The sequence below is a fragment of the Mesorhizobium sp. LNJC394B00 genome, assembly GCF_000502555.1.
Classification (GTDB): domain Bacteria; phylum Pseudomonadota; class Alphaproteobacteria; order Rhizobiales; family Rhizobiaceae; genus Mesorhizobium.
The window spans coordinates 810,210-825,073 of record NZ_AYWH01000001.1 but is presented as its reverse complement, the minus strand read 5'-3'; the positions used below and the strand labels follow the sequence as shown (position 1 = coordinate 825,073).

Annotated in this window: 16 protein-coding genes and 2 pseudogenes; 10 read left to right on the top strand and 8 right to left on the bottom strand. The window is 63.7% G+C overall.

The features are described from left to right. Nucleotides 1-14 precede the first annotated feature (14 nt). Both X751_RS159550 and X751_RS159555 read left to right on the top strand, forming a co-directional pair. Nucleotides 15-572 carry an alpha/beta hydrolase gene (locus X751_RS159550; protein ID WP_023697757.1) on the top strand — a complete coding sequence of 186 codons (558 nt, stop codon included), beginning with the start codon at nt 15-17 and terminating at the stop codon, nt 570-572. Nucleotides 573-655: 83 nt separating this feature from the next. Continuing rightward, nucleotides 656-1,021 (top strand): VOC family protein, encoded by a 366-nt coding sequence (locus X751_RS159555; RefSeq protein WP_023743935.1) that lies wholly within the window; start codon nt 656-658, stop codon nt 1,019-1,021. Here X751_RS159555 and X751_RS1000000166765 read toward each other — a convergent pair. Both X751_RS1000000166765 and X751_RS1000000166760 read right to left on the bottom strand, forming a co-directional pair. Continuing rightward, nucleotides 1,018-1,182 (bottom strand): hypothetical protein, encoded by a 165-nt coding sequence (locus tag X751_RS1000000166765; protein ID WP_023685945.1) that lies wholly within the window; start codon nt 1,180-1,182, stop codon nt 1,018-1,020. The two genes, X751_RS159555 and X751_RS1000000166765, sit on opposite strands and share 4 nt — an antisense overlap. An 88-nt stretch (nt 1,183-1,270) precedes the next feature. After that, nucleotides 1,271-1,385, bottom strand: a pseudogene (locus tag X751_RS1000000166760) (SDR family oxidoreductase); the annotation flags it as partial. Between the two features lie 181 nt (nt 1,386-1,566). Here X751_RS1000000166760 and X751_RS1000000166755 point away from each other — a divergent pair. Together X751_RS1000000166755 and X751_RS159565 are read left to right on the top strand one after the other, a co-directional pair. Then, the gene (locus X751_RS1000000166755) at nt 1,567-1,743 is read left to right on the top strand and encodes a hypothetical protein (protein WP_023671438.1); all 177 of its coding nucleotides are present in this window, start codon (nt 1,567-1,569) and stop codon (nt 1,741-1,743) included. 113 nt (nt 1,744-1,856) lie between these two features. Continuing rightward, nucleotides 1,857-2,150, top strand: coding sequence for a DUF982 domain-containing protein (locus X751_RS159565; protein ID WP_023685943.1), 294 nt, complete (start codon nt 1,857-1,859; stop codon nt 2,148-2,150). 49 nt (nt 2,151-2,199) lie between these two features. Here the strand turns inward: X751_RS159565 and X751_RS159570 are convergent, their stop codons facing one another. After that, complete coding sequence (locus X751_RS159570; protein ID WP_023671436.1) at nt 2,200-2,919, bottom strand: Crp/Fnr family transcriptional regulator; 720 nt, start codon at nt 2,917-2,919, stop codon at nt 2,200-2,202. Nucleotides 2,920-3,203: 284 nt separating this feature from the next. Between X751_RS159570 and X751_RS159575 the strand changes: the two genes are divergently transcribed. Together X751_RS159575 and X751_RS159580 are read left to right on the top strand one after the other, a co-directional pair. Next, nucleotides 3,204-3,434, top strand: coding sequence for a hypothetical protein (locus X751_RS159575; RefSeq protein ID WP_023671435.1), 231 nt, complete (start codon nt 3,204-3,206; stop codon nt 3,432-3,434). A 104-nt stretch (nt 3,435-3,538) separates the two neighbouring features. Beyond that, nucleotides 3,539-3,943 (top strand): annotated as a pseudogene (locus tag X751_RS159580) (hypothetical protein); the annotation flags it as partial. A gap of 131 nt (nt 3,944-4,074) precedes the next feature. Here X751_RS159580 and X751_RS159585 read toward each other — a convergent pair. From X751_RS159585 to X751_RS159595, 3 genes are all read right to left on the bottom strand, one after another. Further along, on the bottom strand, nt 4,075-6,189 hold the full coding sequence (locus tag X751_RS159585; RefSeq protein WP_023743933.1) for an EAL domain-containing protein: 2,115 nt from the start codon (nt 6,187-6,189) through the stop codon (nt 4,075-4,077). A 145-nt stretch (nt 6,190-6,334) separates the two neighbouring features. Next, on the bottom strand, nt 6,335-6,892 hold the full coding sequence (locus X751_RS159590; RefSeq protein ID WP_023743932.1) for an RNA polymerase sigma factor: 558 nt from the start codon (nt 6,890-6,892) through the stop codon (nt 6,335-6,337). A 151-nt stretch (nt 6,893-7,043) separates the two neighbouring features. Beyond that, nucleotides 7,044-7,433 carry a DUF427 domain-containing protein gene (locus X751_RS159595; protein WP_023689855.1) on the bottom strand — a complete coding sequence of 130 codons (390 nt, stop codon included), beginning with the start codon at nt 7,431-7,433 and terminating at the stop codon, nt 7,044-7,046. A gap of 822 nt (nt 7,434-8,255) precedes the next feature. On the opposite strand from X751_RS159595, the gene X751_RS159600 reads away from it, so the two are divergent. From X751_RS159600 to X751_RS159615, 4 genes are read left to right on the top strand one after another with little or no spacing between them, the layout of a single operon-like run. Further along, complete coding sequence (locus X751_RS159600) at nt 8,256-8,747, top strand: spore coat U domain-containing protein (protein WP_023743931.1); 492 nt, start codon at nt 8,256-8,258, stop codon at nt 8,745-8,747. Nucleotides 8,748-8,774: 27 nt separating this feature from the next. After that, nucleotides 8,775-9,497, top strand: coding sequence for a molecular chaperone (locus X751_RS159605; protein ID WP_023743930.1), 723 nt, complete (start codon nt 8,775-8,777; stop codon nt 9,495-9,497). Beyond that, entirely contained in the window at nt 9,469-11,892 is a 2,424-nt protein-coding gene (locus tag X751_RS159610) for a fimbria/pilus outer membrane usher protein (RefSeq protein WP_023743929.1), read from the top strand. Before X751_RS159605 ends, X751_RS159610 begins: the two co-directional genes overlap by 29 nt. A 14-nt stretch (nt 11,893-11,906) precedes the next feature. Further along, nucleotides 11,907-12,863, top strand: coding sequence for a spore coat protein U domain-containing protein (locus tag X751_RS159615; RefSeq protein WP_023712558.1), 957 nt, complete (start codon nt 11,907-11,909; stop codon nt 12,861-12,863). Here the strand turns inward: X751_RS159615 and X751_RS159620 are convergent. Both X751_RS159620 and X751_RS159625 read right to left on the bottom strand, forming a co-directional pair. Beyond that, nucleotides 12,857-13,843: a branched-chain amino acid ABC transporter permease gene (locus X751_RS159620; protein ID WP_023743928.1), complete on the bottom strand. Its 987-nt coding sequence runs from the start codon at nt 13,841-13,843 to the stop codon at nt 12,857-12,859. The two genes, X751_RS159615 and X751_RS159620, sit on opposite strands and share 7 nt — an antisense overlap. 1 nt (nt 13,844) lies before the next feature. Then, the gene (locus tag X751_RS159625; RefSeq protein WP_023671423.1) at nt 13,845-14,732 is read right to left on the bottom strand and encodes a branched-chain amino acid ABC transporter permease; all 888 of its coding nucleotides are present in this window, start codon (nt 14,730-14,732) and stop codon (nt 13,845-13,847) included. Nucleotides 14,733-14,864 lie beyond the last annotated feature (132 nt).

Here is a 14,864-nt window from a genome sequence, read left to right as displayed (position 1 = left end):
AAACAGGATTTTCCATGACCGACTTCATCATTCTGCCGGGCAGCGGCGGATCGGGCGAGGCCCACTGGCAGACACGCTGGCAACAGGCCGACCCGGCGATGCGCCGCTTCAGCCCGGCAAGCTGGGAGCTGCCGGATTTCGACGACTGGGTGGCGGCGCTGGACGTCGCGGTGTCACAGGCACAGACCCCGCCGGTGCTCGTCGCCCACAGTCTCAGCTGCCTGCTGGTCGCGCATTGGCAGGCGGTGTCGAGCCGTCGGATCGGCGGGGCGTTTCTGGTTGCGGTTCCCGACCCGGCCTCGCCGGTCTATCCCGCTTACGGAATTCCCTTCGCCGATACGCCGCGCGGGCCGCTTCGCTTCCCCTCGCTGATCGTGGCCAGCACCGACGATCCCTATGATCCGAACGGCTATGCCGGTGAGAAAGCCACACAATGGGGCAGCGAACTGCACATCGCCGGGCCGCTTGGTCACATCAACAGCAATAGCGGGCTGGGCGACTGGCCGGCGGGAATGGAGCTGCTGACGGCCTTCGTGAGAGACAGACAGGCCGACCACGCAATCGCACCGTAGGCGCCCGAAGCGTGCGCGCGGGCTTGCCCCGACTTGTCCCGCCAGCTATCTCTCGGGAGGGGCGTTTGTGAGGGAGCCTGCGAATGGTGTCCGTCCGATATCTGGTCCGCGATGTCGATCTGTCCATCGCGTTTTATACAACCCATCTGGGCTTCGCGCTGAAGCAGCAATTCGGTCCGGCGATGGCCATCCTGACGCGCGGCGACCTCTCGCTCTGGCTCGCCGGCCCCTTGGCGTCGGCAGCCAGGCCGATGCCGGACGGCCGGACACCCGAGCCGGGCGGATGGAACCGCTTCGTGCTCGAGGTCGAGCAATTGCCGTCAATCGTGACTAAGATGGGCGAGGCCGGCGTGGGGTTCCGCAACCAGATCGTCGAAGGTCCGGGCGGGCGACAGATTCTTTGTGAAGACCCGTCCGGCAACGTGATCGAGCTGTTCGAGCCCAGCTAGACTTCGGCCGTCGCCTCGGATTCGGCGCCGGGCTTTGCCTGGCCTTCCCACTGCCGCTCCGCCTCTGCTTTGCGCTTCGGACAATCCTCGTAGTCATGCTCTCGCGAACCGCAATAGGAGCAGCATTTTGCCGGCGTGTCGGTTCGAAGCATTGTGGCCATGCACAAGAATGCACGAAAATTCATCCGGTTGCAGCAGCGTCTGCGACGTCGCTGCTGGGATGCGTGACCGCCAGTCTGGCGACGCCGCTCAATAGCCGCCGACGATCGGCAGACTCTCGCCGGTGATGTAGCTTGAACATTGCGGCCAGGAACACATAGGCGGGCGCGATCTCCTCCGGCTTGGCCGGGCGCTTCATCGGGGTTCTTGGCGCCGAATTGCGAGACATCGCCGCCTGCTTGTCGGACGGGTGACCAGCAAAGGTGGCGGCAGACATTGCGCGCGGCGCGTATTCGTCCGGCCTATATCAAAGTTAAATGCGGATGGTGGGGGTGAGGTGGTAGGTGATCGCCATGGGGGGACTCTCAACGCGCTCGAGGTGTCCCATGGACGTTCGAAATCTGATTGCCAAATTGTCAGCCGCGGTATTGCACCGCCGCGCCGCGTCTTCGCCGATACTGTTCAGGCCGATCCGCAACTCGCTCGCCGACATCCCGTTGAAGCCGGCGCCGCGGCCGCCTTATCGTCCGCATCGGCCGATCTGGCCGGCAAGCAACATGTAGCTCGCCGGGCTGCAACCAGTTTGTGATTTCCTCGTTTATGGCGATCCCGTTTTCAAGGAGGCAAGTGATGAGATCGATCCGGGCGAGACGCGAATGGTTTGGATGGTGAGCGCATGAGCCGTTTTCTGCCCCTGACGATCAGATTCGTGGACGGAAGCGCGATGACGGTGTCGTCGATCGCCGACGCCAGGAGGGCGCTAGGCGGAACATGGAAGAACAAGCAGACGGCGGCCTACAAGGCGGCCGACAGGCTGGTGGACGACGCGTTGAACGGCATTTGCCGCCCGGACATCGCCTTTGCCGCTTTCCAGAATGCCGCCGCCCAACAGGGCTTGCTGAAGCCGGCCAAGCCAAGTGCCGCCCTTGCCATGCTCGACGAATTGGCGTCGCTGGATGGGCATCGTTGAAAGACCGGCTGACGGATTGCCGGCGATGTCATGGCGAACGGCGGATGGCCTATCTCGGCTCGCGGTTCATGCTGAGATAAGTCGGGTCGAACTCGGCGATTTCCACCAGTTGCTGCCAGTCCAGAATGGTCACCATGTAATTCGCCCAGCCGATCACACCGATCTTGCGCAGCGCGCCGATGACCCGGTTCATGTGGACGACCGAAAGCCCAAGCACATCGGCCAGTTCCGCCTGCGACAGGGGAAGCCGGAAACTCATGCCGTTGGTCTGCTTGACGACCTGGAGCCGCACGAACAGCTCGCACACAAGATGCGCCAGATGCGAAGTCTTGGACCGCCGGCCCATGGCCACGATCCATTCCCGATGGATGGCGCCATCGACGAGCGTGTCCAGCCAAAGCAAGCGGCTGAGATGAGGCGCCTGTTCGGTGATCGTCCTTAGCCGACTGTGGTCGGCGGCAATCACCCGGCATGGCGACAAAGCTATAATGCCATGGTCCATTGTCTTGAGCAGGAAGGCGTGCAAATCGACAAAATCGCCGGGCACCTGCAACGAGGTGAACTGGCGGCCGCCATCCTCCAGCACCTTGTAGCGCGCCGCCAGACCCTCGATGATGAGCGTGCTGTAGCCTGGCCTCGATCCCTCGGAAACGATGTCCTGACCGGTGGCAAAATCCATCTCGATGGTCATGGCGGCGGCCAGCAGCCCCTTTTCCTGCTCGGACAAAGCGTCATGCTGGCCAAGGTTGAGATAAAGCGGTTCTAGCATCGAGGATCCAGTTCGAGATTTCGTGGACATTCGTGGCCTAGCCAAACGCCGGAGATCGGGTGCGGTTGCAATCGGCCGGCACGGCGACGGCTCCTGGCAGGAAATCTGCTCAGGACACAGTCGCATGGAACCATGGGTGCGGGTTGGGATTTAATCCATGTCGCTCAAAAAAGGCCCCGATTTTGAGACAACGACTTGCATAAAAACACAGACCTGAAGCGCGTCGCCTGCGTCCTTTCAACCGCGATGCGCCTTAGCGTTCTCACGCAGGGATCCTTGCACACATGGAACGGTTCTACTTCGACTTGTACAACGCCGAGACCCAGATTGATGAAGAGGGGCAGCTTTTTCCCAGCCGGGAGCGTGCGGGAGCCGAAGCGCTGCGCATATTGCACGATGTGGCGCGCGACGAGATTCCGGAGGGCGACCACCGGCGGATCACCGTCAAGATGCTGAACGAGAACAGGGAGCAGATATTCGAAGCGTCGCTGACCATGGCGTCGCTGTGGAGTTGAACTCGTCGACCCTGGAGGACTGTATGGAACCTCTTGCCCTCCCCTCTGTTTCCTAAGGAGGGGCCAGCGGCAGAAGCTGCACGGCTGATTGACTGGAGGCATCTATGTCCTTGCAAAAGCTTCATCCCGAGCAGGTCGACGACACACGCAGGCTTGCCTATTCGACCTTTGCCCCGGCGCTGATCGGTTCGCTCACCAAGCGTCTGGCGCGGTGTCAGGGCGTCAAGGAACTGGGCGCCCTGGAAAAGTCGCTCATCCGCCTGATCGAAGACTCTGATGTCGATGGGCCGCAAGCCGAGGCGATGAAAGAGTTCGCCATCGAGCTGGTGGTGTCGACGATATCGGAAGCCCGCGCTCACCCCGACACCAAGAGCGATGTCGAAGCCGTTGGCGAGCGCCGCGCCGAAGGCCGCTCCGAGAACCCGCAGACGCTCGAGGAGCAGTTGCAATCAGGCCTCGAAGACAGCTTCCCGGCCAGCGATCCGCCGGCCGTCGTCTCGACCGCCATTTCCGGCGGCTCGAAGGACCTTGTCGGCACCGACGAGGTGTTGCGCCGCAAGAAGGAGGCGGCGCAACGAAAGCAGGAAAAGGCCGACGCCGGTTAGCCGGGCAAGTCGCCAGCTCGGGCGATGACAAGCCGTCAGCCGAAGCGCTTTTCCGGTGACTGTCCGCTGGATGGTGACTGTTCGCCGGCCCGCGCGACGATCGCCTCAAGCGGCTCCGGCCGGTGCAGCAGAAAACCCTGGCCATAGGCCACGCCCATGCCGCGCAGAATGTCGAGCGCTTCCTGCTGCTCGATCTTTTCGGCCACCACCGCGCAGCCGAGACTTTTGGCGATGCCCGCTATGGCCGAGACGATCTCGCGGTCGAAACGGCTTTCCGCGATATTCTCGATGAACGAGCCGTCGATCTTGATCTGATCGACCGGAAAGCGCCGCAAATATTCGAACGAGCTCATGCCGGCGCCGAAATCGTCGAGGCTGACGCGGCATTGCCGCTCGCGCGCCTTGCGCACGAACTGCTCGGCGGCGTCGAAATTGGTGACGGCCGCGGTCTCGGTGATCTCGAAGCCGATGCCGGAATGCGGCGCCCCGGTCTCGGCGATGACGGCGTCGACGAAATCCCACAGCAGCGGATCGCTCAGCGTCTGCGCCGACAGGTTGAAGCCGAGCATGATGGCGCCTGAGCGCATCGCCTCGCCATGCTGCGAAAGCGCTGTCCTGATGATCCAGCGGTCCAGCCGCGAGGCAATGCCGAAGCGCTCGGCGACCGGAATGAATTCGTTGGGCGGGATCAGCTTGCCATTGCGCCCGGCAAGCCGCGCCAGCACCTCGACATGGCGGCTCTCCTGCCAGGGCTGGCCGAGCAGATGGATTTCCTGGCCGAACAGTTTCAGCCGCCCGTCATCCATGGCGTCGACCGTGTCGGCGGCGACACGCGCCGCGTTGAGGCCGCCGGAGCCCGACGCCGCATCGGCCGAAAACACCGCGAAGCGATTGCGCCCGGCCGCCTTGGCCGCATAGCAGGCGTCGTCGGCGCAGGCCAACGCATCGGCAACCGTGGTGGTGGTGTCCTCGACGAAGGCGATGCCGATGCTGGCCGCGAGCTTTCGCGAGGTCGCCGGCAGTCCGAGGTCGGCGTCACGGACCGCCGCAAGGATGGCGCCGGCCAGCGCCTCGGCCTTGGCCGATTGGCAATTGGGCACCAGCAGCGCGAACTCGTCGCCGCCGAGGCGCGCGGCACGTGCCGATGCCGGCAGGCAGCCCAGAATACCGGCGGCCACGCCCTTCAGCGCCAGGTCGCCGGCGGCGTGGCCGGCAAAGTCGTTGAGCGCCTTGAAGTAGTCGAGATCGACATAGAACACCGCCAGCGGCAAAGCCCGCTCGGTGGCGATATGCACGGCCAGCAGCCGGTCGAAGGCGGCACGGTTCAACAGGCCGGTCAGCGCATCGTGGTGAGCGGCGTAGGCGAGTTCCCGCTCGCGTTTCTTGTCCTCGGTGATGTCGCGCACGGTGCCGAGAATCTGGCCCGCCGTCTCGGGCGCCGCGATGAAGCGCACCAGCGATTCGACATGGCGGATTTCGCCGTCGCGCCTGACGATGCGGTATTGCGCGGCGACGACGCCGTCGGTCGAAAGCGGCGCCAGATGGGCGCGCTCTGCGGCATCCTTGTCGTCGGGGTGCAGATAGGAATGCCAAAGGTCGGCAGCCACCTCGTCGGTGTCGGCGACCAGGCCGAATATCTCCCTGGTGCGGGCGTCCCAATAGCTCTTGTTGTCGTCGATATCGTGATGCCAGATGCCGGTGCCGCTGGCCGCCAGCGCCAGGCGAAAGCGCACATTGACCCGCTCCAGTTCGGCTTCCGCCTCTTTCTGCCGGCTGATGTCGGTCTGCACGCCCATCAGCCTGACCGGCTTGCCCGTCTCGTCACGCTCGACAATGCCGCCGCGGTCCAGCACCCAGATCCAGTGGCCGTCCTTGTGCTTGAGGCGCAGCTCGGTCTCGATCGAGGCGGTCAGGCCGGAAATGTGCCGCTCGCCGCTGGCCAGCGCCCGCTGGCGGTCGTCGGGATGCGTCAGCTTCAGCCAGAGGTCGTCGCTGTTGGCAAGCTCGCCATCCTCATAACCCAGCATGTGCGACCAGGTCGGCGAATAGAAACAGTCGCCGCTCAAAATATTCCAGTCCCATACGCCGAGATGAGCGCGTTCGAGCGCAAGCGCCCAGAATTCGCCGTTGCGTATTTTCTCTTCAGCCATGCCCTGGTTTCGCTCACTCCGTCGCCGCCACTATGCACGCAAGCAGAGAAGAAACCGTTACCGGGTGCGCCGCGCCCACAGTGCGGACAAGGCCTGCAATCGTGCCGGACCATGCCGTAAGGCGTCATCATGCGATTGGGGCTCGTCATGCCATTGGCGCCCTGATTGGAACCGCCCTGCCCGGGCCTGGCTCGACGATCCTTATCGCGCGGCGGCGCGCATTGTCCTCAAGCAGGCCGCGCAGTTCCTCGCGGCCGCGCGCGATGCGCGACATCAGCGTGCCGGCCGCCACGCCGAGCATCTCGGCGGCCTCGGCATAGGAGAAGCCCTCGATGGCGACCATGGTCAGCGCGGCACGGCGGTCGGGGCTGATCGCCTGCAGCGCGTCGATGATCTCGCGGGCCGCGACATTCTCCAGCTGGTCGGCGGGAGAGGCCTGCACCTCGCCGGCCTCCAGCGGCAGCATCGAGGCCTCGCCTCGCCGGTTCACCTTGCGCATCTGGTCGATGAACAGATGATGCATGATCGTGAACAGCCATTTTCGCGGGCTCTCTCCCGTCTGCCAGTTGTCCAGCCGCAGCAGCGCCCGCTCCAGGCAGTCCTGGACGAGATCGTCGGCGGAATCGCGGTCGCGCAGCAGCGAGCGCGCATAGCGGCGCAGGCGCGGGATTTCGTCGAGAATTGCTCTCTGCTTTTCGTCCATGACCTTTTGTCTTCGTTTCGGCATGCCGTTGCCGCAAAACCGCTGCGCCCCCGGGTGAGGACAGCTTTGGCTGATCTGAAAAATTCCTCTGTTCATGCCTGTCGTCGGCTCCAAAAACGCTGGGCACTTTTGGGCGACAGGCATGACGCGCTCAGCGCGGCGCGGCGTCGATGGTGACCCGGTGTGGGTAGAAGGCGCCGTGGTCGCGAATTTCAGTCATCTCGTCGAAAGGCTGCTCATAGGCCCACATCGCGTCGTTGCCGGTTTCACCCGCCGGCAGCACGTTCCAGTAGCTGGCGTCGCCCTTGTAGGGGCACAGCGTCGACCGCTCCGTCTTCTTGAGCTTGCGGAAGTCGATGTCCTCGAACGGGATGTAGAAGGAGAAGGGATGGGGCGGCTCGGTCACCATTTTGGCTTTTGCCGAGGAAGCGATGATGGTGCCGTTTGCAAACACGACGACACGCCCGTTGAAGGGCTCGACGGTGATCACCTTGCCCGGATTGCGCCTGAAGCCGGGTGACGGGTTCGCATGCTGATCCATGACTGCTCTCCTCGTCCGCTGGTGGTTCGATGCCGGTCGACGGCGTCAGCTCTCACTGGTCACTGATGGGCCGGCGACAGCGGTCACACGCGACAGCTTCTGGCGCTTTTCGAGCTGTGGCTTTTCATAGGTCTTCTTCATCGTTCTTCCTTTTCTGACGTCTGGCAGCCGGTCCGCGCGGCTGCCGGTCGTGGATCATGGCTCCAAGGGACAACAGGCGCATCTCCCGTCCGGCCGATGCGCCGCCGAAGGAAATCCGGGCCAGCGTGGCAAGAACGATTCGCATGTGTTTCGCCGCGATCCGACGGCGGTGGATTTATCTCAGCCGGGACGGCCATGCTTGGGCCGGGCGGAACACGGTTTTGGCGAATGCGGCCCTGTCAGCACGACCGCAAGGCTTGGACAGGCGCGAACAGCCACCCGCGCGGCTATATGGCGATGGCTGCTTGGCGCCGGTGCGCGCCGCGAAATATCGATAATAAAGGACGGCAGGTGAGACTCTACAAAATTAAGATGATTTGCCAGATATTTTCGCCTTTTCCGCACGAGAACTAAAATAAATTATCGACAGACGAACTTTCACTTTGGAAAAATGTCCGTTTTATCTCTGTTAACCAAATATTAACCAAAATTATCCGATACATACCGAAGTTATTCGCTGTCGCAATCCGAATCTAAGTTGTAATAATCATTGCACAGTTCGCTTGTGACATTACTGTACCGTTGATGTCTTGCGAAGCATGCAGCGGAGGAGCTGTAGGGGTGAAATCCGGGTCAAGACCGTTTTGCGAAGAACGATCTGCCCCGACGGAGGGCCATCGCATGAGATTGCTAAAATACGCGCTGCTGCTGGGTGGGTCGCTGCTTGCAACCCTTCCCGCGACCTCCACCGTCTTGACCACCAACTTTAACGTGAAGATCACGATCACAAACGAATGCAAGATCCTGACGGCTAGCGATCTTATTTTCGGTTCGCACGGTATCATTGATACCAATGTGGACCAGACCAGCACCATTGGCGTGCAATGCACCGCCGGACAGACCTACGTCGTGGGTCTGGGTCTCGGAAATGGCGTGGGCACAACCGTCGGGAGTCGCAAGATGACCGGGCCGGGCGCAGCGGTGGTCAACTATAGTCTTTACCAGGATGGCGGCCATGCGCAGGTCTGGGGCATCACATCCGGCACCGACACGCAAGCGGGAACCGGCAATGGCAGCGTCCAGAGCCTCACGGTCTACGGGCGCGTTCCGATCCAGCCGACACCGGTGGCGGGCGACTATGCGGACATCGTTCAGGTCACCCTAACCTACTGATTATCGGCACCAATTACGAGGAAGACCATGCGATCCATGCTTTCATGCATTGGCGCCACGGCTCTTTTATTGCTCTGCGCCGGGACGTCACACGCTGCCTCGCTGAGAGTAGCGCCGACAGGCCTCGAACTGATCGCTCCCGACAGCGCGGCGGTTCTCAACCTCGCCAACGATGACGCCAAGCGGCCGATCAATGTGCAGATCCGGGTCTTCGCATGGAGCCAGGCCGGCGGCATCGAAACGCTGACGCCGACCACGGACGTGGTCGCCAGCCCACCATCGACCAAACTCGGACCCAATGCCCAATACGTGGTTCGCATCGTGCGCGTGTCGAAGGCGCCGGTGCGGGCCGAGGAAAGCTACCGCGTCATCGTCGACGAACTGCCGGACCCCTCACGCAAGAAGGCCGGTACGGTCGCGCTCGCGCTTCGCTATTCGGTGCCGGTGTTTTTCCGCAATGCCGATGCAGCGGCGCCGGCAGTTGCGTGGAGCATTTCGCGCAAGGGCGGCGGCCTTGTGCTGACCGCCAGCAACAGCGGCGAAAGTCGCCTCCGCCTGTCCAACCTATCCCTGACCCAGAACGGCAAGAAGCTTGGCAGCCGAAACGGACTCGTCGGTTATGTCCTGGGCGGCGCCACCATGCAGTGGCCGATCGGCAGCAGCAAATCACTGTCCGCGGGCTCGGTGCTTTTGAAGGCACAGAGCGATCTTGGACCTTTCGATGCCAAAGTTGCCGTCAAGGGCCGCTAGCACCGCGATTGTCGTCGCGCTCGCGACTTTCACACCTTGCCCGGCAGTGAACTCGCAAGAGCTGCCGGCCGTGACGAACCCTGAAGAGCCTGAATCCGTTTTGCCAGCCGGCCGCAGCCTCTATCTGGAGGTGTTCATCAACGACGCCTCGACGAAACTGATCGGCAATTTCACCGAAATGCCGGGCGGCGGCCTGGCGGCGACTCCGGAAGAGCTGAAAGGGGTCGGCCTGAAGCCGCCGGAGGGCGTAGCCGACGCCGGCGGCCTGGTCAGGCTCGACCAGCTGGCGGACGTGTCGTTTCAGGTCGACGAGGCCACGCAGCGCCTCTATGTCACGGCGGCCGATGACAGCCGAGAGGCGCGCATCGTCGATCTCGGCTTACGCTTGCAGGAGGACCGGCCGGCGCCGCAGTCGGGCTTGGGCGCGGTTCTCAACTATTCGCTGTTTGCCAGCTCCAACTCATTGTTCGACAAGGACGTCGAGCTGTTCCAGGGCGTTTCCGGCGGTTTCGATGCGCGCGTGTTCAGCCCCTACGGGACGCTCAGCCAATCCTTCATCGCCGGCTATTCCGACGGCAGGCTGGGTGGCTTCACCCGGCTCAATACGACCTGGAGCTATTCCGACCCCGACCGGCTGATGACCTACCGAGCCGGCGACTTCATCTCCGGCGGATTGTCGTGGACGCGTCCGGTCTATCTCGGCGGTATCCAGGCGCAACGCAACTTCCACCTGCGATCGGACCTGGTGACGCTGCCCCTGCCCTCCTTCGCCGGCACCGCGGCGGTGCCGTCGACGCTGGAGGTCTATACGCAGAACGTGCGCACCTATTCCGGCGACATCCAGCCCGGGCCGTTCCAGGTCACCAACCTGCCGGTGTTCACCGGCGCCGGACAGGCGCAGGTGGTGTTGCGCGACAGCCTCGGCCGCGAGACCACGGCCACCTTGCCATTCTATGCCTCCAGCATGCTGCTGCGCCAGGGACTGCTCGACTTTTCCGTGGAGGCAGGGATGGCGCGGCGCAATTTCGGCATCTCCTCCGACGATTACGACGGCCGCGTCATGGGGGTCGCCACGGCGCGTTACGGCGTGACCGACCGGCTGACATTGGAAGCCCATGCCGAGGGCGGCGCCGACCTGATCAATGGCGGCATAGGCGCTGCCTTCCCACTCGGGGCATATGGCGCGGCTTCGCTGGCAGTCGCCGGCAGCCATCATGACGGGCGCACCGGTTCGCTGGTCGATGCCAGGGCCGAGTTCGGTTATGACGGCTGGGCGGTCAATGCCCGCATGCAGCGGGCGTTCGGCGGCTATGATGACATCGCTTCGGTGACGGCACAGCCGGTCATACTCGATCCCGATGATTTCACCCGTTTCAGCGCCGGTGTGCCGCGGGCGGTCGACCAGGTGACGCTCAGCGTGCCGATGCCGATCGATTTCTCCAGCCTCAACCTGTCCTATACGCATTTGAAGAGCGCCGAGGGCGAAAACAGCCAGATCGTCGGCCTGTCCTACAGCCAGGCGATCTTCAAGCGCAGCACGCTCTATGCCACCGCCTTCGCCGATCTCGACGACGACAGCAGCTATGGCGTGTTCGCCGGGATTTCGATCCCGTTCAACGACGAGATCTCGGCGTCGACAGGCGTCGAGCAAGGCCCTGAGGGCCTCAATGTCACTGCCGACCTCGCCAAATCGGAGCGGGCCGAGGACGGCAGCATCGGCTGGCGGCTGCGCACCTCGGAGGGCGAGGTCCCCAATCGTTCGGCAGCGGTCAGCTACCGCGCGCCGTTTGCGCGTTTCGAGGCCGGCGCCCAGCAATTCGACAAGGACTTTCGCGTGACCGGCCAGATGGACGGCGCCATTGCGGTCGCAGGCGGCGGGGTGTTCGCCACCAACCGCATCGACGATGCCTTTGCCGTTGTCGATGTCGGCACGCCTGATGTCGAGGTCTTGCATCAGAACCGGCCGGTAGGCAGGACCGACAGCAAAGGCCGCATCCTGGTCACCGGGCTCAACTCCTATGAGCTGAACACGGTCTCCATCGACCCGAAGAATCTACCAGTCGACGCGGATGTCCCGGCTACCAAGGAGACCGTCGTCCCAGCCGACCGCAACGGCGTCGTGCTGAAGTTCGGCGTGTCCGAGGCGGCGCAGGCCGCGCTGGTGACGCTGGTCGACTCGAGCGGAACGCCGCTCGAAGCCGGACTGTCGGGACGCGTCGATGGCGGCACTGAAGACTTTGTCGTCGGCTATGACGGGCAGGCCTACATCAAGGGCCTCGGCAAGCAGAATTCAGTGCAGGTCGAGCGCGCTGACGGCGGTTCATGCCGGGCAGAGTTTCCCTTCGAGGCGGCGCGCGGCCGGCAAGTGGTGATCGGGAACGTGGTGTGCCAATGAGAGCTGGAGGAAAAATGCTGCGCGCCGTAATCATCGCCCTGCTGCTGGTGCTGCTCCCGTCGCTCGCCCGGGCGCAGAGCTGCAGTTACACCGTCACCAGTTTGAATTTCGGCCTCATCGACACGCTGTCGGGCACCGCGGCGACATCGACAGCCACCTTCACCGCGACTTGCAGCGGCAGTTTGCCATTGCTGCTGCCCGTCCTGGTCTGTCCGCATATTGCCGCCGGCACCGGCGGTGCAACCTCGGCGGCGGCCCGGCAGATGGCGAGCGGCGTCAACAGCCTCAACTATCAACTCTATTCGGACCCCGCAATGAGCGTTGTCTGGGGCACCTATAACTGGGCCTACGCCTCGCGCCCGCCACCGCTGCTGCTGAGCCCCAATCTCTTCGGCAACTCAATCGACACCCTGACGCTCTATGGCCGGGTTCCCGGCGGCCAGGCGACCGTTCCGCCGGGCACTTATCTGTCGACATTTTCGGGCGGGCAACTCGAGTTCCGCTCCCGGACAACCCTGTTGAGCAGCAGCTGCAACACCGGCGCGGGCAACTTGGGCACCAGTCCGACCTTCACCATCAACGCCACGGTCGCGGCAAACTGCCTGGTCGCCACCCAGAACATCGATTTCGGCTCCAAGGGCGTGCTCGACGCCAATGCCGATGCCACCGGCCAGGTTACGGTCACCTGCACCCCGTCGACCGCGTACACGGTTTCCCTCAATGGCGGCACGACAGGGGGCACACCGACCAATCGCAAGATGTCGAAGGGCGCCGAGAGGATCACCTACGGCCTCTACAAGGATCTGGCGCGCTCGCAGCCTTGGGGTGACGCCGGAACGCCGGGAAGCACGGTGGCCGGCACCGGAACCGGTACGGCCCAGGCGCTCACCGTCTATGGCCGCGTGCCGCCGCAGACGACGCCCTCGGCCGGCGTCTACACCGACACGGTGGTGGTGACCATCACCTATTGATCGCGGCCCGCCTCGCCGTTGGCCGGCGCCAGCCAGCGCGCGTAAATCTCGCCGACGATGCCGCGGCGAAAGACCAGCACGCAGATCATGAAGATCAGGCCGGTGGCGATGGTCACCGGGAAGCCTGAGGTGGCGAGCGTGTTTTCCAGGCCGACGACGAGGCCGGCGCCGACGACAGGACCGACCATGGTGCCGATGCCGCCTAGCAGCGTCATCAGGATCACCTCGCCCGACATCTGCCAGGTGACGTCGGTCAGCGTCGCGAACTGGAAGATGATCGCCTTGGTCGCGCCGGCAAGCCCGGCAAGGGCTGCCGACATGACGAAGGCGGCGAGCTTGTAGCGGCCGACCGAATAGCCCAGCGAGATGGCGCGGTTCTCGTTCTCGCGGATCGAACGCAGGATCATGCCGAACGGCGAGTTGACGATGCGCCAGACGGCGAAGACGCCGATGAGGAAGACGGCAAGCACGACGAAATACATGTTGAACGTGACGTTGAGATCGACGATGCCGAACAGATGCCCGCGCGGCACGCCCTGTATGCCGTCCTCGCCTTCGGTGAACGGCGCCTGGACGCAGAAGAAATAAAACATCTGCGCCAGCGCCAGCGTGATCATCGAGAAATATATGCCTTGCCGGCGGATGGCGAGGAAGCCCATGACCAGGCCGAGCACGGCCGCTCCGGCGGTGCCGAGCAGGATGCCGGCCTCGGGCGGCCAGCCCCATGCCTTGACGGCGTAGGCGCAGAAATAGGCGGCGGCGCCGTAGAAGGTGGCGTGGCCGAACGACAACAGCCCGGTGTAGCCGAGCAGCAGGTTGAAGGCGCAGGCAAACAGCGCGAAGCACAGCATCTTCATCAGGAAGATCGGATAGACGAAGAAGGGCGCGGCTATCAGCGCCAGTATGGCCAATGCCAGCAATACCCGCTCCAGCCGCACGGAGGCGGCGGTGCGCTGTTGGTGAAGGGTTGCCTCGCTCATCTCAGGCGTCCCTTCCGAACAGGCCGGCGGGGCGCAGGAGCAGCACGACCGCCATGATGACGAAGACGACGAGGTTCGACGCCTCGGGATAGAACACCTTGGTCAGGCCCTCGGCGAGGCCGAGCATATAGCCGGTGACGATGGCCCCGAGGATCGAACCCATGCCGCCGACCACGACGACGGCAAAGACGACGATGATGATATCGGAGCCCATCAGCGGACTGACCTGGTAGACGGGCGCGGCGAGAATACCGGCAAGGCCGGCGAGCGCCGCGCCGAGCCCATAGGTGAGCGTCAGCAGCAGCGGCACGTTGACGCCGAAGGCCTGCACCAGCTCGGGATTTTCGGTCGCGGCGCGCAGATAGGAGCCGAGCCTGGTCTTTTCGATCAGGAGCCAGGTGCCGATGCAGATAATGAGCGAGGCCACCACCACCCAGCCGCGATAGTTGGGCAGGAACATGAAGCCGAGATTGGTGCCGCCGGCAAGCTGCGCCGGAACGGCATAAGGGTTGCCCGACACGCCGTAGTAGAAACGGAACACGCCTTCGATGACCAGCGCCAGTCCGAAGGTGAACAGCAGCCCGTAGAGCGGATCCAGGCGGTAGAGCCGCGACAGCGCCACGCGCTCGACCGCCATGCCGAAGACGCCGACGATGAGCGGAACCAGGAGCAGCGCCGGCCAGTAGCCGATGCCGAGATGGACGAGCAGCAGGTAACCGATGAAGGCGCCGAGCATATAGAGTGCGCCATGGGCGAAATTGATGATCCGCAGCAGGCCGAAGATGACGGCCAGGCCGAGGCTCAGCATGGCGTAGAAGGAGCCGTTGATCAGCCCGACCAGCATCTGGCCGAGCAAGGCCTGGACGGGGATGCCGAAGATCATGGTCATGGCGTCACCGAGGGTGTTGCAAGCGGGATGCGTCTGTGCGGCACGTACCCCCACCCGGACCTTCGGTCCGACCTCCCCACAAGGGGGAGGTAGGGCGGTGGCCCTCCACCCTCCCCCTTGTGGGGAGGGTCG